General features: G+C 72.3%; 14 protein-coding genes. 6 read left to right on the top strand and 8 right to left on the bottom strand.

The features are described 5' to 3' along the window. Positions 1–67 precede the first annotated feature (67 nt). Together Pla163_RS06795 and Pla163_RS06790 are read left to right on the top strand one after the other, a co-directional pair. Positions 68–3,223 (top strand): PD-(D/E)XK nuclease family protein, encoded by a 3,156-nt coding sequence (locus Pla163_RS06795; RefSeq protein ID WP_145185540.1) that lies wholly within the window; start codon positions 68–70, stop codon positions 3,221–3,223. Next, positions 3,220–6,903 carry a UvrD-helicase domain-containing protein gene (locus tag Pla163_RS06790; protein ID WP_145185537.1) on the top strand — a complete coding sequence of 1,228 codons (3,684 nt, stop codon included), beginning with the start codon at positions 3,220–3,222 and terminating at the stop codon, positions 6,901–6,903. The genes Pla163_RS06795 and Pla163_RS06790 overlap by 4 nt, the downstream gene beginning before the upstream one ends. Positions 6,904–6,933: 30 nt before the next feature. Here the strand turns inward: Pla163_RS06790 and Pla163_RS06785 are convergent, their stop codons facing one another. The 5 genes from Pla163_RS06785 to trmB form a co-directional block, all read right to left on the bottom strand. After that, positions 6,934–8,316 carry a hypothetical protein gene (locus Pla163_RS06785; protein ID WP_145185534.1) on the bottom strand — a complete coding sequence of 461 codons (1,383 nt, stop codon included), beginning with the start codon at positions 8,314–8,316 and terminating at the stop codon, positions 6,934–6,936. Position 8,317: 1 nt separating this feature from the next. Continuing rightward, positions 8,318–8,863 (bottom strand): hypothetical protein, encoded by a 546-nt coding sequence (locus Pla163_RS06780; protein ID WP_145185531.1) that lies wholly within the window; start codon positions 8,861–8,863, stop codon positions 8,318–8,320. A gap of 47 nt (positions 8,864–8,910) precedes the next feature. Beyond that, positions 8,911–11,202 carry a bifunctional serine/threonine-protein kinase/formylglycine-generating enzyme family protein gene (locus Pla163_RS06775; RefSeq protein WP_145185528.1) on the bottom strand — a complete coding sequence of 764 codons (2,292 nt, stop codon included), beginning with the start codon at positions 11,200–11,202 and terminating at the stop codon, positions 8,911–8,913. Next, complete coding sequence (locus Pla163_RS06770) at positions 11,199–11,855, bottom strand: ECF-type sigma factor (RefSeq protein ID WP_145185525.1); 657 nt, start codon at positions 11,853–11,855, stop codon at positions 11,199–11,201. Before Pla163_RS06770 ends, Pla163_RS06775 begins: the two co-directional genes overlap by 4 nt. A gap of 119 nt (positions 11,856–11,974) precedes the next feature. Continuing rightward, positions 11,975–12,616, bottom strand: a complete 642-nt coding sequence (gene trmB, locus Pla163_RS06765; protein ID WP_145185522.1) for a tRNA (guanosine(46)-N7)-methyltransferase TrmB — start codon at positions 12,614–12,616, stop codon at positions 11,975–11,977. 72 nt (positions 12,617–12,688) lie between these two features. Here trmB and Pla163_RS06760 point away from each other — a divergent pair, with 72 nt between their 5' ends. Then, entirely contained in the window at positions 12,689–13,348 is a 660-nt protein-coding gene (locus Pla163_RS06760) for a hypothetical protein (protein WP_145185519.1), read from the top strand. A 136-nt stretch (positions 13,349–13,484) separates the two neighbouring features. Here Pla163_RS06760 and rtcR read toward each other — a convergent pair whose 3' ends face one another. Continuing rightward, positions 13,485–15,155: an RNA repair transcriptional activator RtcR gene (gene rtcR / locus Pla163_RS06755; RefSeq protein WP_145185517.1), complete on the bottom strand. Its 1,671-nt coding sequence runs from the start codon at positions 15,153–15,155 to the stop codon at positions 13,485–13,487. Positions 15,156–15,393: 238 nt separating this feature from the next. On the opposite strand from rtcR, the gene Pla163_RS06750 reads away from it, so the two are divergent. Both Pla163_RS06750 and rtcA read left to right on the top strand, forming a co-directional pair. After that, positions 15,394–16,611 carry an RtcB family protein gene (locus Pla163_RS06750; RefSeq protein WP_145185513.1) on the top strand — a complete coding sequence of 406 codons (1,218 nt, stop codon included), beginning with the start codon at positions 15,394–15,396 and terminating at the stop codon, positions 16,609–16,611. 365 nt (positions 16,612–16,976) lie between these two features. Then, positions 16,977–18,074 carry an RNA 3'-terminal phosphate cyclase gene (rtcA, locus tag Pla163_RS06745; protein ID WP_145185510.1) on the top strand — a complete coding sequence of 366 codons (1,098 nt, stop codon included), beginning with the start codon at positions 16,977–16,979 and terminating at the stop codon, positions 18,072–18,074. A gap of 54 nt (positions 18,075–18,128) precedes the next feature. On the opposite strand, the gene Pla163_RS06740 is transcribed toward rtcA, so the two are convergent. Then, positions 18,129–18,458, bottom strand: a complete 330-nt coding sequence (locus tag Pla163_RS06740; protein WP_419186396.1) for an antibiotic biosynthesis monooxygenase family protein — start codon at positions 18,456–18,458, stop codon at positions 18,129–18,131. Positions 18,459–18,672: 214 nt separating this feature from the next. Here Pla163_RS06740 and Pla163_RS06735 point away from each other — a divergent pair, with 214 nt between their 5' ends. After that, complete coding sequence (locus Pla163_RS06735; RefSeq protein WP_419186395.1) at positions 18,673–20,577, top strand: SLC13 family permease; 1,905 nt, start codon at positions 18,673–18,675, stop codon at positions 20,575–20,577. On the opposite strand, the gene Pla163_RS06730 is transcribed toward Pla163_RS06735, so the two are convergent. After that, a complete protein-coding gene (locus Pla163_RS06730; protein WP_419186394.1) occupies positions 20,552–21,394 on the bottom strand; it encodes a DUF429 domain-containing protein in 843 nt (280 codons plus the stop codon). The genes Pla163_RS06735 and Pla163_RS06730 overlap by 26 nt on opposite strands. Positions 21,395–21,404: the final 10 nt, after the last annotated feature.

Genomic DNA, 21,404 nt, shown 5'->3' with positions numbered 1-21,404 from the left:
AGGACGGCCGAGCGAAGGCCCGCGCTCGCCGCGCGTCCGCGGGCCCCGACGTTCGTAGGCTGGCGCGGTGCCGTCCGACTCCGCCCACAGGCCGCCCCTCGCCTTCGCGAGCCCGCGCGCGCTCGAGGACTGGCTGCGCGAGCGACTCGACGAACGCGACGCACCGCTGACCCAGCGCGTGCGCGTCCTCGTACGCGGCGGAGCGGCGCGGGTGCACCTGGCCGGCCGGTTGGTGCGCGGCGCTTCGAACGGCGCCCTGCTCGGGGTGCGCGTGGGAACGGTGCTCGGCGCCGCACTCGAACGCGTCCACCGCGCGGACGCGGACGGAGCGGCCGATGGCTCGAGCGAGATGTCGGAACTCGCGGCCGAACTCGAGCTGCGACGCGGCGTCCTCGCAGCGGCGCCGCTCGCCGACGCGCTGGCCGGACTGGACGACGGCGAAGCGGTCGGGCGACGCGCCGTGCACGAGTTGGTGGCGGCGGGACTGGTGCGCGACCAGATCGACGGCCTGCTCGAACTGTGCGACGAACACCCGACGCCGCGCGTGGTCGCTCGCGCGCGCGCCCTCGTCGAACTGGCGGCGCGCGCGGCCCCCGGCGGCGACCTCGCGGCCGGCGCCGATGCGATCTTCGCGAGCGCGGCCCACGCGACGGCTCCTTCGAGCGCACTCGAGGACGAGACGCTGTTCGTCGTCTGCGCCGAAGCGGCGCGCGGCGGCGAAGCCGACTTCGTCGAGGCACTCCGGCGCGCCGGCGCCCAGCTTCTGTTCGTCGCAGGCGCGGACGGTCCGCTCGCGCGGCGCCTGTCCTCGATCGAGTCCGCGGACACGACGTGCGAACCGACCGCGCTCGCCTGGCACCGCGCTCCGGACCTGCGCGCCGCTCTGCGCAGCGCCGTGCGGACGGTCGACGCGCGCCATCGAAGCGGCGTGGCGCCCGAGGACCTCGGCCTGTGCGTTCCCGACCCCGGTGCTCTGGCGGGCCCGCTCGCGCGTGCCTTCGACGAGCTCGGCGTGCCCTTCTCGGCCACCGGCAATGGGGCGCCGCCCCGCGGTCCCGGCCGCCGGCTCGCAGCCCTCGCACAATTGCTCGGATCGAGCGCGGACGTCGAAGCGGCGACCATCGCGTGCGCGTGCGGCGATGGGCGGCGCGGCGCTCTCGTGCGGCGGATCGTCGAGCGCGGCGAAGCCCTCGCGACCATCGGCGTCGACCCGGCGCCGCGCGCGCCCGAGCCCGGTGGCGCCGATGAAGCGCCCGCGTTCGACGGATTCCTGCCCTTCGCGGCGAGCGAGGACCACGCGGACGAACACCCCGCCACGTCGCCGGACCTGTCGGACGACCCGTCGCTCGGCGCCGCACGGACCCTGTCGGACGCAGCCCGCTTCGTGGCGACGCTCGACGACGCCGAACGCTCGGCCGCGGACTTCGCCCACGCCTTGCGCGCGCTGGTCACGGGCTCGATGGGCTGGACGGACACGGACGACGCGACCGCGACCCTCGTGTTCGAACTCTCCGCGCTGACGTCGTCCGGCATCGAGACGGCGACCGGCGCCGAATGGGCGGCGTTGCTGCGGCCGCGTCTCGAACGCGCGGCCCTCGCTCCACTGGGCGGACGCGGAGCAGGCGTGCAGGTGGTCACGCCCGACGGCGCGCGCGGCCGCGCGTTCGACACGCTCGTGCTGGTGGGCTTCGACCGCGGCGCCTTCCCGCGCGCGGCCAGCGCCGATCCGCTGCTCGACGACGAACTGCGCCGCGAACTGCGGGCCCTGGTTCCGGACCTCGAGACCGCGGCGGATCGGCGCACGGCCGACGAAGCGCTGCTCGCCCAGTTGCTCGACGGCGGGTCGGCGGTGCACGTGATCCACGCGGCGATCGGTGCGGACGGTACGGCGCGCCTGCTGGCTCCGGGCCTCGAGCGCCGACTCGCCGCGCGCGGCCTCGAGCCGCAGGACGCACCGGAGGCCGGCAGTCCACAGGATGCACAGCGCGGTCCCCTGCCTCCGCTCGAGTGGGCGCGTCTCGCCGGTGCGGTGCACTCGGGTGCCGACGGCGCCGCAGCGAACGACGCCGCACGTGCGTTCGAACGCACGCTCGGTGCCCTGCACGCGAGTCCGGCCGCCGCGAGCGCCCACGCCGCCTCCGTCCTCGGACACGACGATCGCGGCGCGGACCTCGGCGCACTCGGCCGCGTGCTCGCGCGTGCGAACGCGAACGAGAGCGAACCGTTCCTCACCCGCCTCGAACGCCACGCGCTGTGCGGTTGGGCCGCGCACCTCGAACGCGACCTGCGGCTCGAACCCAGCGCCGACGGCGAACCGGTCACGCCCGACGCGCGACTGGTCGGCACGGTGGTGCACGGCGCGCTCGAGGTCCTGCTCACCGCGGGACACACGCTCGGTGACCACGAGGGCGAACTCGGCACGTGGCCCAGCGTGTCCGTCGCGCGGCCGGACGCCGACGCGCTCGAAGCGGCCCTCGATCGCGGCATCGCCGAGGCCTTGAGCGAGGCCGAACGCAAGGGCCGCTTCCCCACCCGTTCGCGCGGCGCGGCGGCCTGGCTGCGTGCGCGCTGCCGACCGCTGGTGCAGAACGGGATCGACGCCCTGTGGACGGACGCGACGGTCGACGTGATCGCGCTGGAGGTCGAACGCCGCCTCGAGGTGGCGCGCGAGGTCGGCGAGGCCGTCGCGGTGCGCTTTCGCGCCGATGCGGTGCTGGGATCCGAGGCGGGCACGCTGCTCGTCGACTTCAAGACCGGCGCGCCGAAGAAGCCGACGCCCAAGCCGCCCACGCGCACCAAACACCTCGTCGCGGACCTCCTGCGGGGCGAACGCCTGCAGGCCGGTGCCTACGCGGCGGCCAGCGGTGGCCGCGGTGCGTACCTGTTCCTGGGCGGCGAGGACGCGCAAGAGGACGAGCGCTTCACCGAGGTCGACGCAGCGACCGCGCGCCCCGCGCTCGAGCGCAGCCTGCCGGTCCTCGTCGACACGCGCCGCGCGGGCCTCGCCCTGCCGCGCCTCGTCGACGCGGACACGAGCGAGGACAAGCTGCCCACCGCCTGCGAGCGCTGTGCGTTGATCGACGCCTGCGTCCAGGGCGACACGGGCTGGCGCGAACGCCAACGGCGCTGGATCGAACGCGTGCGTCAGGACGGAACGACCGACGTTCCCGAAGCGCTCGCCGCCGCGTGGTTCGACCTGTTCGTGAAGGAGGCGGACGCATGAGCGTTCCGGGTGACGGCGTCGGGCGGGACCTCGCCGCGCTGCGCGAGAACGACGCCATGGCGCGCGAGGCCGCCGTGACCGTGTTCGACGCGCCGCTCGCCATCGAGGCCGGCGCCGGAACGGGCAAGACCACGACGCTGGTCGGGCGCATCGTCACCTGGTGCCTCGCACCCGGTTGGGAGCGCGCTCGCGCCGAACTCTCCGATGCCGACGACGACGAACTGGCCCGGCGCGTGGCGCGCGGCGTGTTCGCGATCACGTTCACCGAAGCCGCGGCGGCCGAGATGGCCGAGCGCGCCGCGACCGTCTTCGCACAGGTGGCGGCGGGCGCGATCGAGAACGTCATCGGCCTCGGACCGGCGGCACGCGCACTGCGCGGCGACGCGGCGCGGCGCGCGACGGCTCTGTTGGCCGCGGTGGACCTGCTCGAGATCGGCACGATCCACGCCTTCTGCGGTCGCATCCTGCGCGACCAGGCGCTGGCGCTCGGACTGCACCCGGCCTTCCGCGTCGACGCGGACGGCAACGGAACTCGGCGCGTCGCGCGGCGCGTCGTCGCCGAACTCTGGCCCGAACGGCTGGAAGCGGGCGACGCCGACGCGCTGCTGCTCGCCCAGTTGGGCACGACCGCGCGCGATCTCGTGCAGGGGCTCGTGGACCTCACGGCCGGCGGCGCCCTGGCGAGCGACCTCGAACGCGACCCGGATGCGCCGGTCGCCGCGATGCTGACCGCGCTCGACGCCAGTGCTGCGGCGCTGCTTGGACCGATCGCCGGGGCCGAGTGGGACAAGCGACAGAAGAAGCCGGACGAGCTGCGTGCGGCGCTCGTCGCCTGGTGCGAAGAGACTGCGTTCGAGCGCACGAACGTCGAACGCAGCGAACGCGCACGCGAACTGTTCGAACCGGTGCTCGCGACGGCGAAGGACTGGGCGAAGTCGCCGGACAAGGTCAACAAGGGCGTCGCGAAGGTCTGCGACGCCGACGAGCTGCACGCACTCGCGCGCCCGTTCGCCCAGGCGTGCGCCGCGCTCGGCACCTACGACCCCGTGCGCTTCGCGGCGGCCCAGCGCGTCGCCCATCCGCTCGCGTCGGAGCTCGGCCTGCGGCGGCGGCGCGAGGGCTGGCTGGGATTCGACGACCTGCTCGCGCTCGCGGCCCGCTGGGCGCTGAAGGGGGGCGGCGGGGTCGACAGCTGGCGGCGGCGCATCGACCAACTGCTCGTCGACGAGTTCCAGGACACCGACGCGCGTCAATGCGATCTGGTGCGCGGCCTCGCGCTCGCGGGCGCCGTGGAGGAGCGCCCCGGGCTGTTCGTCGTCGGCGACCCGAAGCAGTCGATCTACGGCTGGCGCGGAGCCGACCTCGGTTCGTACGAAGGTCTGGTGACGGACCTCGTCGCGGCCGGCGGCACGAAGCACAGCCTCAGCGTGAACTACCGCTCGAACCAGGCCGTGCTGGACGAGGTCGGGCGCGTGCTCGTCCCCCACCTCGTGCACGAACCCGGCGTGCAGGCCCAGTACGAACCGCTCGTCGTGCCGAAGGGCCACGAGCCGCGCGAGCCGATCCCCGGTCAGGCGCGCGTCGAGCACTGGTTGTGCTGGCCGCTGGCCGAGGACGGGACCTTCGAGCAGAAGCCGAAGAGCGCGCGCGTGTCGGCGACCGAGGCCCGCTGCGTCGCGGCCGACCTCGTGGCGGCGCGCGCGGCGGATCCCGAGCTGCGGTGGCGCGACGTGGGTCTGCTCATGCGCAGTTCCACCGACCAGGAACTCCTGCTGCGCGCCCTGCGCGAGGCCGGCATCCCGTTCGCCGTGGCGCGCGAGCGCAGCTTCTGGCACCACCGCGAGGTACGCGACGCCGGCAATCTCTACCGCGCGGTGCTCGATCCGACGGACGCGCTCGCGTTGGCCGGATGGCTGATCGGTCCGCACGTCGGGACGCCGGACGGTGCGCTCGCGGTGCTGTGGTCCGGTGACGAGGAATCGGCCGCGGCCGGCGGTGGACTCGCCGCGCTGATGGCGGAGGTCGACGGTCCCGGTCACCCGAGCCTGGCCGCGGCGCGGGCGCTGCTCGCTCGCACGGCGGCGAGCCTCGCGGGCGAACCGGCCCTGGCCGCGGCGCCCACGGGCTGGGCCACGCTCGTCGACGAACAGCTCGAACGCCTCGCCCACCTGCGCGCGAGCTGGCGCCGCGACGGCGTCGAGCGCTTCGTCGACGCGGTGCGCCGTTCGAACGCGGCCGAGGCCGGTGAAGCGGCGCGGCGGCTCGGTCGCTTCCGCACCGCGAACCTCGACGCGTTCCACGCCGAGTTCGAACAGCGCGCACGCACGAACGGCGGCGACGAGGTCGAACTCCTGCGCCTCTTGCGCGCGCCGCGCGAGGACCGTCCCGACGCCCAACCGCGGCAGGCTGGGGACGACGCGGTGCAGATCCTCTCGATCCACGCGGCGAAGGGCCTCGAGTTCCGGCTCGTCTACCTCCTGCACGGACACAAGAATCCCGGTGGCAGCTTCGGAGGTCGCGGGCGAACGAGCGGCACCGCGCGCGCGGCGGACGGAACGCTCGAGGTCGAACTGTTCGGCCAGAAGAGTGCGGGCTACGGCGCGGCCGAGCAGCACGCGGCGGACGTTTCCGACGCCGAGCGCGCGCGCCTGCTGTACGTGGCGCTGACGCGCGCGGCGGAGCGACTCGTCGTGTGCGCGACGCCTGCGCCCGACAAGCTCGGCGCTCCGACGGGCGCGCCCCAGAGTTTCTCGGACTACGTGGCCCACCGCCGCCCTCCGGGCCTCGGCGAGCGGCTGGACGCGGAACGGGCCGGGTTCGTGGACGACGACGGCGTTCGTTGGCGGGTGCCGAGCGCCGCGTTGCCGGACGTGGCGGGTACCGCGCGCGTCGCGAGCGAACCCTTCGTCGTCGACCTGAGCCGCGCCGACGGGGATCGCGCGGCCATCGCCGCGGCGCGCGAACGGGCCGCCGCGCGCGGGCGCCGGCCCGTGGCCCAGGCGGCGTCGGACGGACTGCCCGAGGACGGATTCGCGCGCGGCGAATTCGCGGCCCGGGGCGACCGCCCGGACACGGAGTCACCGCACGCCGGTGAGTCGGACGACGCCGCGCACACCGGCGCGAGCGGTGTGTCGAACGCGACGCCGCCCGCGGCCGCCGCGGCCGTCGGAACGCTCGTCCACGAACTGCTCGCCAGGCGCGTCGATGGAGCCGAACTCGACAATGCGGCTTGGGACGCAGCGCGGGCCCAGTTGACGCGAGTCGGGCTCGACGCGCGCGAACAGGAGGCCGGTGCCCTCCGACTCGCCGAACTGCGCGCGGCGCTGGAGAGCGGTCCGTTGCTGACGCGCCTCGACGCGTTGATCGCCGACGACGACGTGAGCGGGCCGTTCGCGGAAGTGCCGGTGCTCCTGGCCGCGAACGACGACGACGAGACCGCCCCCACCAGTCACTACAGCGGCGCCGCCGACCTCGTCCTCGCCGATGCGACCGGTTGGGCGATCGTCGACTTCAAGACCGACGCCCTCGCGAGTGCCGAGGAACGCGACACGCGCGCCGCCCACTACGCGCCGCAGCTCGCGCGCTATGCCGCAGCGATCCAACAAGGCCTCGGCCTCGACAACCCGCCGCGCCGCGAGCTGTGGTGGCTCGCGACGGGTGAGGTGTCGAAACTGCCCTGACGGTGCGGCGGTGACGCCCGACGGCGCGAGTCAGCTCGCTGCGAGCTGACCCGGTAGGAACAGCTTGGGCTCGAGCACCAACGGCACACCCGTGCCCGTCGGCGAACCACCCGAAGCACCGACGATCTTCCCCGCGATCCACGTGAACGCGTCCTCGAGCAGCTTCCTGCGCTCGTCGGGCGCGAGCGCGTCGAGCACTTCGCCGTGGGTCCGGCGCAGCTCGAACACGGTGCGCATCGCGATGTGCTTGCCGTCGTAGAACGCGTACAGGTCCATCGGGTCCGCCTCGGGGTGCCCGAGTTCCTGGACGACCGCTGCGTCGGTGGCCGGGTGCGCGTGGAACAGGATCGCGGCGCGCACGAGGTGCTCGAAGCGCGGCATCCAGAACGTGTCGTCGGTCCCCAGGTCGAGGCAGAGCGAGGCGAGTTCCGCGAAGAGCAGGAACGGCGTGCCGTCGGGCGCGCCGCGCGCCATGACCACGCGGTGGACGAACTCGTGCGGGTGCGCCACCGCAAGTCGGCCCGACACGAAGAGCTCGTAGGCCCACTCGAACGCGTCGACTCCGTCGCCGGGATCCACCAGGTGCGACTTCTCGGCCTGCGCGAAGACCTCGGTCGTCCTGTCGCAGAACTTCAAGAGGCCGATCATCGTCGGCCCCGATGGTTCGACAGCCTTCCAAGACTGCCCGGCCACACCGTAGACCGCGCGCTCGTTGATGCGATCCTCGAGCTTGTCGCGGCCGTTCGAGACGACGCCCTCCGGTAGGTCTCCGGGCACGAACGGCTTCGAGGAGCGCATGTCGACCTCGGCGAAGTAGCGACCGGCCGCGCACGCGACCTCCAGAGCCTTGACGCGCGCCGCGTCCTCGTTCACGAGAAGCAGCCCGTCGAGGATGCTCGTCAACGAGGCGGCGATCACTTCGGCGCCGAGATCGACCGCGGCCTCGATCTCGTACACTGGTACGGCGAATGCCTCGAAACGGCGCGCACCGACGGGTCCGAACCGCTCGCGGAAGCCGTCTCGATCGACGATCCAGTCGGGAACGGCCACGGCGGGGAGGCGCCGCACGATCGGCTGCCGCACTCCGACCACGGGCGCGAGGAGAACGACCGCACCCAGGATCGCGGCACCGTCGGAGGAGACCGCATCGATCTCGATCTCGTAGGTGCCCGACACGATCGCGGTGGGAGTGCGAGCGAAGGCGACCCCGTCCAGGATGGAGAGCGTGGTCGTCACCGTCCCGGCGCGCACCGCACCTTCGCTCTCCGCCCCATCCTCGTCCGACAGGGGAACGAACGTCACCCTTCCGTGGAGCACCCGAGCTCGCGTGCTGGCGAAGCGCAGGATCAGCGTGTCCGTGCCGCCGAGCGTGGCGGACTCGATGCGCCAGCGTCGTGCACTCTCGTCCGTCATGTCAGGAAACCGTGTTCGGTGCGCCGACGTACTGGATCGCCAACGACTGGAACGACCCGTCGTCGAGCTCGACCTCGTAGACGTTTCCGCCGTAGCTGCCGGTCCCTCGGATGCGGTACCAGTTGTCGGGGTTGCCGGGGTCGATGTAGTGCAACAGTTCGAGCGGTTCCTGGTCGTCGAACGAGAGCACGGCGCCGATGCCGTACTGGTCGATGACGGCGTTGAACTTGCGCATGAGGCAGTCGTGCAGGTGGCTCGCATTGTCCACGCGATGGGCCGAGCGCAGCGCCTTCGAGGGCCCGACCTCGTTCAACCGATCTCGGAACAGCGCCAGTTCCTGCGCGATCGGACCGGTGGGCGGCGGGTCGCTCGCCCGGCGACGGGGGCTGGCGACGACTTCGACGTTCGCCACGACGCCCGACGCGGCGAGCTGGGCTCGCAGCGACGTCGCCACGCCGACCTGCGCGAACCTCGGATCGGGAGCGAGCCCGCGCGCTGCGGACGACTTGGTCTTCGGCTCGGTCTTCTTCGTGTTCTTCGTACCCATTGACAGGTTCGGGGGCTGTTCTCGCGAGCGACTCTCGCGAGAGGGGGTCAGGGGAGGTCCCGCGCACAGCGGAACCCGGTCGTGAACCCGGCGGCGACAGGACCGTCGAGGTGGATCATCGGGTGGAGCAGGTCGGGCGGGACGAGTGCGTCGCCGGCGGCCCAGTAGGACCCCGCCACGAGCCGCGTGTGCGGACCGAGCGGCTCGTAGACGCGCTGGCCCTCGCGTTCCACCGGCATCGCGACGGGCGACTCCGTCCACTCCGCGACGTTGCCGAAGAGATCCTGGATGCCGCTCGGCGTCGCCGCCGAGGGGTCGGACCCCGGAGGGCGCACGTGCTCGAAGTAGCCGGCGCGACGCTGCTCGGTCGTGAGCGGCATCGGCGCGCGACCGACGACACCGCGCAGGGGTTCGTCGTCGCCCCACGGGTACCGGCGTCCTTCGGAACCGCGCGCGGCGAGCAGCCACTCCACGTAGGTCGGCAAGCGCTTGCCCGCCCACTCCGCATAGGCGACCGCATCGCTGCACGTGATGTTGACGACCGGCAGCGCGTCGTGCTCGACGCCGAGCTCCTTCCAGTGCGGTGGCGCGCGACGCCCGGTCGCCCGCAGGAACGCCCGGTACTGCGCGTTCGTCACCTCGTGCACGTCGAGCTCGAACGCCTGCACGTCGACCGCCATGTTGTGGACGGGGATCGACGGACTGCGGTCCTCGGGTCCGACGGTGCCCGCTTCGACCAGGACCATCGGACTGGGCGCCGAAGGGTCGGGCGCCGCACCGGGCGCGCGCTCGAGGTTCCGGACGAGCCCCTCGACGACCGTCGTGTCGCCACCCGGGACCCAGCGCGTGTAGGTGCGCTCTCCGACACCATCGATCGACGCCACGATGCGGTAGTAGCCGGGCTCGACCGTCGCACCCGGCAGCGGCAGGGGTCCGAGCGGCAGCGGCCGGCCGGGAATGCCCGTGACGCGATCGATCGAGCGGATGCTCACCTCGCCCTCGAGCGAACGCCCGAGCGCGTCGCGCACCTCGACGCGCACCTCGCCGAGACGCCCGGCGAGCGCGATCCGCTGGGCCGAGATCGCCACGGTCGCGAGCGCCGCGAGCACCAGCGCCGCCGTCCCGATCTTCCCGGCGTGGCGGCGCCCCCAGCGCACCAAGCGGTCCACCGGAGTTTGGGCCCGCGCATGGATCGCCTCGTGCGCGAGGAAGCGCTCGAGGTCCTCGGCCAGCGCTTCGGCGGACTCGTAGCGGTCCGCCGCGAGCTTGGCCATCGCCTTGGCGCAGATGGTCTCGAGATCGCGCGGCACGTCGGGATTGAGATCGCGGACGGAGGCCGGCTCGCCCGAGCGGATCTTGTCGAAGATCGCCAGCACCGTCTTGCCCTCGAACGGACGCCGCAGCGTGCACAGTTCGTAGAGCACCACACCGAGCGAGTACACGTCCGTGCGGTGGTCGACGGACGCGCGCTCGACCCGCGCCTGCTCGGGGCTCATGTAGTGCGGCGTTCCCGCCACGTCGCCCGTCGCGCTGACCGACCCGAAGGCGGCGTCGCGCGCGAGCCCGAAGTCGGCCACGCGCACCGATCCGTCCGCGCCGAGGAGGATGTTGCTGGGCTTCACGTCGCGGTGGACGATCCCGGCCCGGTGTGCGGCGTGCAGCGCTCGGGCGACGCGCGCGACGAGCTCGGCCACGCGCGCGGCGTGGTCGCGCTCGCCGGGACGAGGCAGGATCGGCTGTTCGCCGGGCAGGACGGAGACGAGCCGCTGCAGCTCGACCTCACGGGCCAGGTCGCGGCCCTCGACGTACTCCATCGCGAACCAGTGGTTCGCGCCCTCGACACCGTCCGAGTGGATGCGGACGATGCCCGGGTGGTCGAGCTTCGCGACGGCCTGCGCCTCGCGGTGGAAACGCTCGACCTGGTCGCGGGTCGTGGTGACGTTCGTCGAGAGGACCTTCAGCGCGACCTGGCGGCCGAGCGAGCGCTCGCTCGCCAGGTAGACCACGCCGGACGAACCTCGGCCGAGCTCGCTGACCAGGTCGAAGGGTCCCAGTTGGAACGGCACCGCGCCCGCGTCCGTGCCCTTCCGCTTCGGATCGAGAGCGCCCGACCCCGTGCCCGGCTTGGATCCGTGGCTCGGCATGCCCGGCGGCTCGAGGAAGCGCGAGGACCCGGATCCGTCGTCCGCGAGCAGCACCTCGAGTTCGAGCCGCAGCGTCGGATCGTCTCCGCAGGCGGACTCGAGGAACGCCTCGCGTTCGGAGTCCTCGAGCTCGACGGCCCGTTCGTACAGAGCGAGCAGTCGGGCCAGTCGTTCGGGATCGCGCGCGCCGCTCATCGCTCCAGCTCCCGGCTCACGATGCGGCGCGTCATCTCCCAACGCCGCTCGACGTCGCGCATCGAGCGCCCGAGCACGTCGGCGATCTCGCTCGTGGTGCGACCCGCGTAGAAGCGCAGCTCGACCATCTGCACGAGCTCGGGATCGACCTGCTCGAGTGCCATCAGCATGTCTTCGAGTTCGAGCAAGTCGCCCGTGTGCTCTTCGTAGGCCTCGACGAGGGCATCGAGCGGCACGCGCTCACCGCCCGGTCGACGGGACTGCGCGTTGCGACGGCGCGCGTGGTCGACGAGGACCTGGCGCATGGCGCGCGCGGCCAGGTTCAGAAAGTGCGCCTCGTCGTCGATCCGATCGCCCTTCCCCGCGAGCTTCAGATAGACCTCGTGGACCAGCGCCGTGGGCTGCAGCGTGTGGGCGCCGCCCTGTTGCGCCATGTGGGAGCGCGCGATGCGGTGGAGCTCGGCGTAGACGCGACTGAAGAACTCACCCGTGGCGTCCATTTCACCGGCGCGCAGGCGATCGGCGAGACACGGCTTCGGCGTCTCCCCTTGCGCGGCGCGGTCGGCGTCCGAGGACTCGTCACCGTTGCGCCGGAGCGCGAGGGTGTCGTCCGAGTCCTCCCGCAAGGCGGGATCCTGGTCGTTTCGAGGCATGGCAGGGTCGGGAGCGAGCTTCCCGAGGGGGGACGCACATGCTGCCGCGCTCCCGCCAATGCCGGGGAGAATAGTTGGGCGCCGCCGTCGCGACCGCAGCCACGGGCGCCCAGGGGGCCTCAGCCCTGCTTGCGCCGCGCGAAGGGGAACAGCGGGCGCCCGTCGCGCAGCTTGTACTTGCGCTCGAAGTTCGTCCCGACGAGCTCGTCCTCCCCCGCCGACGCCGGCCGCGTGTACGCGATCTCGGGCATCGACGACGTGGCCAGCACGCCTGCGATCCACTCGGCGTACTCGGGGTGGTCGGTCACCACGCGCAGCTCGCCACCCGGCTCGAGGATGCGCTCGAACTGCGCCAACGTCTCGGCGCGCACGATGCGGCGCTTGTGGTGGCGCGCCTTCGGCCACGGGTCGGGGTGGTAGACGTGCACGATCCGCACCGACGCGTCGGGGATGCGATCGGTCACGAACCCGACGGCGTCCCCCGCGAAGGTGCGCACGTTCGAGAGGCCCGCCCGGCGGCAGCGATCGGCCCCGTAGTACGAGTACTTCTTCATGTACTCGATGCCGAAGAAGTTGGACTCGGGCCGCGCCGCCGCCTCCTGGACCAGGAACGTGCCCTTGCCGGAGCCGATCTCGAGCTCGACCGGGGCCGGCCGCTCGAACAGCTCGTTCCACACGAGGCGCGGCGGGGTCCGGCCGGGCTCGACGGCGGGCGGAGCGAAGTCGACGGGTTCGGTGACGAGGGTTCGTTTGAGTCGCATGGCGGTTCGGCGGACCACGATAGCCACCTGTGCGCTCCCATCCGACCCACAGCCGCCCTATCCTCCTCCGCCATGAGCCGCACGACCGCCACCACGAGTGTCCACGCCCCCCGCACCCGTGATCGATCCGCCGGCGATCGGAGCCGGCGCGCGGCCGCACACCGCGGCCCGGGCCCGGGCCGCCGCGCCCTCCTGCGCGCGGGCGCGGGGATTCTCGGCGGTGCGCTCGCACTGTTCGCCGCGAGCTGCGTCAGCAGCGGGCCGGAGCCGGCGCGCCCGAGCCACGACGTCGCGCCCGAACTGAAGCGCCTGACCTGGTTGGTCGGGACCTGGCGTGCGGGCTCGGCACCGGCGGACTCCGGCGCGCCGACCCAGTTCGAGGTCTGGGACGTGGACGCGAACGGCTTCCTCGTCGCCACCAACTTCCAGGAACGCGGCGAGGTCACCACGCCCAACCAGGACATGGTGCTGCACCCGGTCGAAGGCGGCCTGCCGATCCTCGAGGTCACCGGCTACGACGTGCGCGGCGCGCGCGCGATCCCGCTCCCGCGCCCCAGCTACACGCTGGTCGAGTCGACGAACGAGTACGCGCGCTTCGAAGGTGCCCCCGGCGTCGTCCCGCGCGCGATCCTCTACCAACGCGTCGGCCGGGATCGCCTCACGATCTCGATGGTGCTCCCGAACAACAGCACCGAGAGCGAGTACTTCGTGACGTTCTCGCGGGTGGAGTAGCGGGAGGCGAAGGCGCCACCTGGTCCGCGGGTCTGGGATGAGCCGCGAAGTGGTGACGCGGGAGCGCCGCCGCACCATCGCACCCTGGACCTCGATCCCTGACACGCTTCGGGGCGGGCTTCGGGTCCGAAATCCGTCAACCGGACGTGCTGGGCCGATTCGACCCCGCCAACACCCCGCCCGGCTCGACCCCCATCCGCACGAGGAATTTGCGCAGGCGGTCGGCGTCGTTCGTGCTGGCGCGGCGCTCGCGCGAGCGGTCGAAGAGCAGGCGGCCGGCCTCGGACAGGGTCGCGCAGCGCTCGCAGACGATGAGCACCTGCTCGAGCTGCAGGCGGTCGAAGAGGTCCAGCTCGGCCGCGGCCGCACCCAGGTGGCGCTCGACGCGCGACGGACCCGATCCCGCACCGCTCGTTCCAAGACCTGACCCGACAGGCAACGCCGCTCCTCCGGACCAGGCCCGCTCGAGTCGCTCGATCTCGGCGTCGACCACGGCCCGGTCGATGCGGCCGGCCCGCGCCAGCGTCGCCATCCGCGCCACGCTGCCGTTGAGGTCGCGGAAGTTGCGCGTCCAGGCGCCGCGCGGACCGGTGGCGAACGCGAGGAACTGCTCGCGCGCCTCGCGGTTCAGCGCCACGACCGCGCCGCGGCGACGGGACTCGGACTCGAGCGCGTGGTCCAGGTTGGGCTCGAGGTCCTCGAGCCGCTCGGCCAGCGCCGGCAGCCGGAACGTCCACAGGTCGATGCGCGCCAGGAGGTCGTCGCGGAACGTCCCGCGCCGCACCTCCTCGGCCAGGTCGCGATTCGTGCCGCAGACGAGTTGGAAGTGGCTGGTGACCGTGGCGTCCGCGCCCACCGGTAGGAACGTCCCCTCCTCGATCGCGCGCAGCAGCATCGCCTGTTCGTCGAGACCCAGCTCGCCGATCTCGTCCAGGAACAGGAGTCCACCGTCGGCCGTGCGCAGAAGTCCCTCGCGCGCGGACTCGGCGCCGGTGAACGCGCCGCGCACGTGGCCGAAGAGCGCCGACGAGGCAGCGTCCCCGCGCAACGTCGCGCAGTTCACCTCGACGAACGGTCCACCGAGTTCGTGGCGCGCGCGCTTGAGCTCGTACAGCTGGCGCGCGAGCTGACTCTTGCCCGCGCCGGTCGGTCCGAGCAAAAGGATCGGTTCGCGCGAGCCCTCCGCCACGCGCTCGAGCTCGTCCACCAGCGCGTTGAACCGCGCGTTGCGCGTGGCGATGCCCGCCTTGAGCATCGACGTGGCGCCGCGCCGCTGTTCCTCGAAGCGCCGCGCGATGCGGTCGTAGCGCGCCAGGTCCAGGTCCACGCGCGCGTGGCCGCCCTCGATACCCTCACCTCCTTGGGGCGGACGCATCTGGAGCAGCTGTCCGGGCAACAGCCGCGCCTCGACCATCAGGAACAGACAGATCTGCCAGATGTGCGTGCCGGTCGAGACGTGCACGAGCAGGTCCTCGGCCTCGGGATCCACGTCGCGTTCGACCGCGAAGTCGAACAGCGCCGCGTAGACCTCCTCGAGGTCCCACGGGTCGTCGATCGCAAGCTCGCGCCGCACCACCTGGGTGTCGGGCGAGACGCGCGCGATGTCCCGCGCCACGATCCCCGCCAGCGACGCGTCGCCGGGCAGGTGCAAGAGGTCGAAACGTGCGACCAGCAGATCGGGCTGCTGGGCGATCGCGACGCTCGGTCGCCAGGTGTCCCAACGGTTGCGGCGGCCGCTGCCGTCGAGCTTGTGCCCGACGATGCCGACCACGGCCACGGGTCGCTTCGTATCCTGTGAGCGCGTCATCTAGCTGAGATTCTCATCGCCAGCAGGGCGGCCACGCTAGAGCCCGGGCGTCGAGCGGAGGGGCCCATTGACGGTAAGTCTTTTCCAGTTCGAAACTTCACTCGCCTCGAAAGCACTTCTTCGCCACCGCTCACCGCTCGCGGCACACCCGGTGCCTTGCAGGGGGCACGATCGGCGCGCCCGCACGGGCCGCCGCCCCACTCCACCCGGCCCACCGGCCCCCACCCCTCGCACCACTATGAGCGGACCCGTCACCATCGAGAGCGGACGCGCCCCCATCAAGGCCTGGATCCACGGCGTGGACGTGGACGAGGGCGCCCTGCGTCAGCTGCGCCAGACGGCCCAACTGCCCTTCGTCCACCGCTGGATCGCGGCCATGCCCGACGTCCACTTCGGCCTGGGCGCCACGATCGGTTCGGTCGTCCCCACCAAGGGCGCGATCGTGCCCGCGGCGGTCGGCGTCGACATCGGCTGCGGCATGTGCGCGGCGCGGACCACGCTGACCGCGAGCGACCTCCCCGACACCCTGCGCGAGCTGCGCAGCAACGTGGAGAAGCTCGTGCCCCACGGCATGACGCGCGGCAAGCGCGACAAGGGTTCGTGGCACGAGGCGCCGCGCGCCATCACCAGCGGTTGGAAGAAGCTCGAGGATCGCTTCGAGGCCATCCGCGCCAAGCACCCCAGGGCCGTGACCCAACGTCACCCCGCCAAGCAACTCGGCACCCTCGGTGGCGGCAACCACTTCGTCGAGGTCTGCCTGGACGAGGAGGACCGCGTCTGGTTCATGCTGCACTCGGGTTCGCGCGGCGTCGGCAACCGCATCGGCACGTACTTCATCGAGCGCGCCAAGCGCGAGCTGGAGCACGAGCTGGGCAGCCTGCCGAACAAGGACCTCGCGTACCTGACCGAAGGCACGAACTCGTTCGACGACTACGTGGAAGCGGTCGGCTGGGCCCAGGACTACGCGGCGAAGAACCGCGAGTTCATGCTCCAGGCCGTGATCGAAGCGACGCGTCGCACGGACGGCATCCGCCAGTTCAAGGCCGACGTGATGGTCGTCAACTGCCACCACAACTACGTGGAGCGCGAGACGCACTTCGGCGACGAGGTGCTCGTGACCCGCAAGGGTGCGGTGCGCGCAGGTCTCGGCGATCTCGGCATCATCCCCGGTTCGATGGGCGCGAAGAGCTTCATCGTCCGCGGCAAGGGCAACCCCGATTCCTTCCACTCCTGCAGCCACGGCGCCGGTCGCGTGATGTCGCGCACCGAAGCCAAGCGGCGCTACACGGTCGAGGACCAGATCCGCGCGACCGAGGGCGTCGAGTGCCGCAAGGACGAGGGCGTCATCGACGAGATCCCCATGGCCTACAAGGACATCGACGCCGTGATGGCGGCGCAGTCCGACCTGGTCGAGGTGGTCCACACCCTGCGCCAGATCGTCTGCGTCAAAGGCTGAGCCACCAACGGCCGAGCCGGACGCGCGGCGAGTCGGCCACACGGCTGTCACCGAGCGGCGGGCGCGACGACGCGTCCGCCGCCTCACCGCCCGCTCTCGACACGCTGCTCGTCCGCGAGCCACCACCGACACCAGCGCGCCCGGCACTTCGGGGCGCGCGATCTCCCAGCGCTCACTCGAACGAGTCGTCGCCGTCTTTCGACTCGCGCGGGGCGGCCCGGGCTGCGACGCTCACCTCTTGGCGTCGATGGGCCCGGGCCGTCGGGCCGTCCGACCTCGGGCGACCCGACACTTTCGAATCGCCGTCCCCACGGCACACACGTCGCCGGCACCGCGCGGTGCCTCCACTCGTTCCGCTCGAAGCCATGAAGCCCACCACCGACGACCACGCGCGCAGCCCCGCGACCGACCCCGTGCGCCTCGACGGCTCGCTGGGCGAAGGTGGCGGTCAAGTGCTGCGCAGCGCGCTCGCGTTGAGCTGCCTCACGGGCCGCGCGCTCGAGCTGACGCACATCCGTGCCGGCCGCAGGAAGCCCGGCCTCATGCGCCAGCACCTGACCTGCGTCCGCGCCGCGGCGCGCGCGTCCGGCGCCCTGGTGCGAGGCGACGAACTGGGCAGCGAAGCGCTCGTCTTCGAGCCCGCCGGCCGCTACGCCGTCACCGGACGCTTCGACATCGGCACGGCCGGTGCGACCAGCCTCGTGCTGCAGACCGTGCTGTACCCGCTGTTGTTCGCGGACGGTGTGAGCGCGCTGGAGCTGACCGGCGGAACGCACGTGCTGGCCGCGCCCACGTTCACGTTCCTGACCACCAGCTTCCTGCCGCTCGTGAAGCGCATGGGCGCCGACGTGCACGTCGAGATCGAACGCGCGGGCTACTACCCCGCCGGCGGTGGACACATCCGCGTGGCGATCGAGCCCCTGACCGCGCCGCTCGCTCCCCTCGACCTCGACACGACGGCCACCGACAAGGGCATGTACGCCGTCGCGACGACGTCGAAGATCGACCAACGCGTCGGAGGGCGTGAACTGCGTCAGCTCGCCGCTCTGCTGCCGATCGGCAAGAACCAGCTCTTCGATCGCAGGGACAGAGACAGCGTCGGACCGGGCAACGTGCTCAGCGTCGACGTGCCTCTCGAGGACGGCCGCGTCGAGCACTTCACCGCCTGTGGACGCCGCGGCGTGCCGTCCGAGAAGGTGGCCGCGGACCTGGCCCACGAAGTGCGCGCGTTCCGTGCCGCGGGCGTGGCTGTGGGCGAACACCTGGCCGACCAACTGCTCCTGCCTCTCGCGCTCGCGGGCGGCGGCTCGTTCACGACCACGACGCCTTCCTTGCACACGCGCACGAACGCCGAGGTGATCGGCCACTTCCTCGACGTGTCGTTCGAGTACGAGGAGCTGGGTCCCGACCGGGTGCGGGTGCGCGTCGAGGGAACGCCGCTCGTCCCCATGCCGGGAGGGTGATTCCGAACGCGAGCCGGTGGTGCGACTGCGCGCCGCCGGCCCGCGCGCACCGCGTCAGTGGGCCACAGGTCCGAGCAGGTCCGCGACCACGTCGAAGGTCTCGGTGGGAAGGACCTGCTCCACCGCGGCCGCCATTGCGGCGCGCAGTTCGCCCGCTCGCGGATCGTCCAGGACCATCGACTCCCAGGTGGCGCGACTGGGCCATTGGGCGTAGGCGCAGTACGTCCCGTCGGCGCAGCGTTGCAACCGGCTCCCGAGGCCCCCGCAGCGCGCGCGGATCATGCGCGTCAGTTCGGCCCAGGCGGCCTCGAAGTCGCGCTCGCGGCCCACCACCAACCGCCAGCGGTACAGCACCGCGAAGCCGACCGTCGTCCCGTTCGTCATGCCCTGGATTCTCCGGGGTCGGCGCGCCGCGATCCACCCCGGCGGTCCACCCCCACCATCCGGTCGACGACGCGCGAAACCGGGCCCCGAACCTCGCCGCTGGCACAGGTGGAGCGCCGACGGAGCACCGATCGGGCGTCCAACGTCGATAGTCTCGGCAGGCGCGCGGCCGAACGCTCGCGGACGCTGCCCCCACTGCCTCTCCTCTCGATCCGTGTTCTCCCCCGAGATCGTCCTCGCCGTCGTGCTCCTGGCCACGTTCGCGCTGCTCGTCAGCGGGCTCGTGCGCGTGGAAGTCGTCTCCCTCGGTCTGATCGCCTTCCTCGGGCTGTCGGGCCTCTTGGCGATGGACGAGGCCCTGTCGGGATTCGCGAGCCAGGCGACCCTGGCGGTGGCGGCGATGCTCGTCCTGTCGGCCGGTCTCGAACGCACGGGCGTGGTCGAGTACCTGGGCGCGTTCCTGGGCCGGCGGACGGGCGGTTCGTACGGGTCGACGCTGCTCGCGCTCGCGGTGCCGACGGCGCTCCTCAGCGCGTTCATGAACAACACGGCGATCGTCGCGCTGATGATCCCGGTCGCCCTGGAACTGGCGCGGCGGCGGAACACGCGGCCGTCGAAGCTGCTCCTGCCCGTCAGCTACTTCTCGATCCTCGGCGGCACCTGCACGCTGATCGGAACGAGCACGAACCTGCTCGTGGACTCACTGGCGCGCGACCACGGACACGCGGGCTTCGGCATGTTCGAGTTCACGGTGCTGGGGCTCGCCTTCGTCGCGGTCGGCGGCGCGTACCTGTTCCTGGTCGGCCACCGCCTCCTGCCCGACCGCGCCGGATTCACCGATCTGCTCGCGGTGCAGACGCCCGGTCGCTTCATCACCGAGGTGCTGCTCAAGGGCGGGAGTCGCTACGCCGGCAAGCGGCTGAGCGAAGTGTTCGACAGCTCGCGCGACATCAAGGTGCTCGAGATCGTTCGCGGCGAAGAGCCCATCCTGACGCCGCCGCCCGCCATGCGCCTGTTGCCGGGCGACGTGCTGTACGTGGAGTCGACGGCGCAGAATCTGCACAAGCTGCTCGAGGATCCCGACGTCGAGCGCGGCACGGCGGTGGCCGACGACGAGCGCGTACCGCTGAACGAACTGCTCGCGGGCGAGATGTTCGAAGGCGCCAACGCGCTGTTCATGGAGGCGGCGGAAGCTCGCGCGGCGGGCGACGATCAGGCGCAGGAGGCGCCCAGTTCGGACCCCGGGACGCGCACGGCGCGCGTGGACCTGCGCCTCGCCGAGGCCGTCGTCACGCCGAACTCGCGCTTCATCGGGCGCAAGGTGCGCGACCTGGGGCTGTCGCGCCGCCACGGCATCCAGGTGCTCGCGATCCGCCGTCTGGGTCGACAGCACCACAAGAACCTCCGGGTGCAGCGCCTCGACGCGGGCGACGTGCTGCTCGTCCAGGGCGAGCCGACGAACCTGCGCACGATCCACGACATGGGCGACTTCCTCCTGATGGTGGGCGTCGAGACCCAGTCGACGATCCCGAAGAAGGCGCCGCTAGCGATCGCGATCCTGCTCGGCGTCGTCGCGCTCGGCGCGATCGGTGCGGCACCGTTCGCCCTGCTCGCGATCGCCGGCGCCGTGGCGATGCTGCTGACCGGCTGTCTGACCGTGCGCAACGCGACGCGCGCGCTGGATCCGTCGGTGCTGCTGCTGCTGGCCGGCATGATCCCGCTCGGCATCGCGATGGAGCACAGCGGTCTGGCCGCGCGCCTCGCGAACGCGGTGGTCGAGATCGCGGGGCCAGCGGGCCCGTACGTGCTGATCGCCGCCTTCTACCTGCTCACCAGCGTCCTGACCGAGTTCGTTTCGAACAACGCGACGGCGGTCCTGCTGACGCCGATCTGCTTCGCGATCTCCGTGCGCATGGACATGGATCCGAAGCCGCTGTTGATCGCGGTCACCTTCGCGGCCAGCGCCAGCTTCTCCACCCCCATCGGCTACCAGACGAACACGATGGTCATGGGCCCCGGCGGTTATTCGTTCCGCGACTACCTGAAGGTCGGGCTGCCGATGAACCTGTTGTTGTGGGTCACGGCCTCGATCCTCATTCCGGTGATCTGGCCGGTCTAGTCGCTCGCTCGCGCCAGTCCACGCGCGGCGCGAGGATGCGCATCGCGAGCCCGGTCGCATCGACGGGGATCGCACCATCCACCTCGCCGAGCGATTCGACGGCGCGTTCGGGCAGAGCGGCGACGACCGCGAGCACCAGGGCGTCGGCCACGTCGTCGTGGGCCAGCTCCGAGCGTCGATGGCGCGCGAGCAGCTCTTCTGTGGCGTCCCGCGCGCCGGGAACGAGGCGTTCGAGCAGTTCGAGGCGCGCGGCGCGGCCACCCGGCGTGCGCTTCGGCTCGTCCATGGGCGCACCGCGAAGCCGCGCGAACGCCAGCTCGGGATGGCACTCCACCGCCCGGTCCACCGCCCGGTCCGCCACCGCGCTGGAACCGCGCATCCAGACGTCGACCGCGCGGACCTTCGGCAGCAGGTGGAAGCTCTGGAGCGACAGCCCGCGACCGCTCGCACGGCGTGCGATGACGTTGGCCACCGCGTGTTCGACCTCGTGCAGGACGGCGCGCGGCGGCGCGGCGAACAGGCTCGAGCGCCGCGGCCCGAGCGCCCGACGAGCGGCGTCGTCGCAGGCGCGCGTCGCCGTCCCGTCGGGCAGGCCGATGGGCATGTCGAGACACAGGCGCGCGCGCGGTGGTGCGCCGAGTGCGCCGACGAGTCGCTCGAGGTCGCTCTCGCAGGCACCGGCGAGGCGCGCCTCGGTGAAGCGCTCGCCGTCGAAACCGGTGGCCCGAAGCGCGAAGCCGCACCATCCGCCGCGACAGCCGTCGACGCCGACGCCGACGCGCGCGCCGCGCCACTCGCCGCGCGCTGCACCTGACACGCGCCTCCCG

Origin of the sequence: Rohdeia mirabilis (assembly GCA_007750655.1) — a bacterium.
GTDB lineage: Bacteria > Planctomycetota > UBA1135 > UBA1135.
The sequence above is the reverse complement of the archived record's forward strand: the minus strand, read 5'-3'. Positions and strand labels throughout refer to the sequence as shown.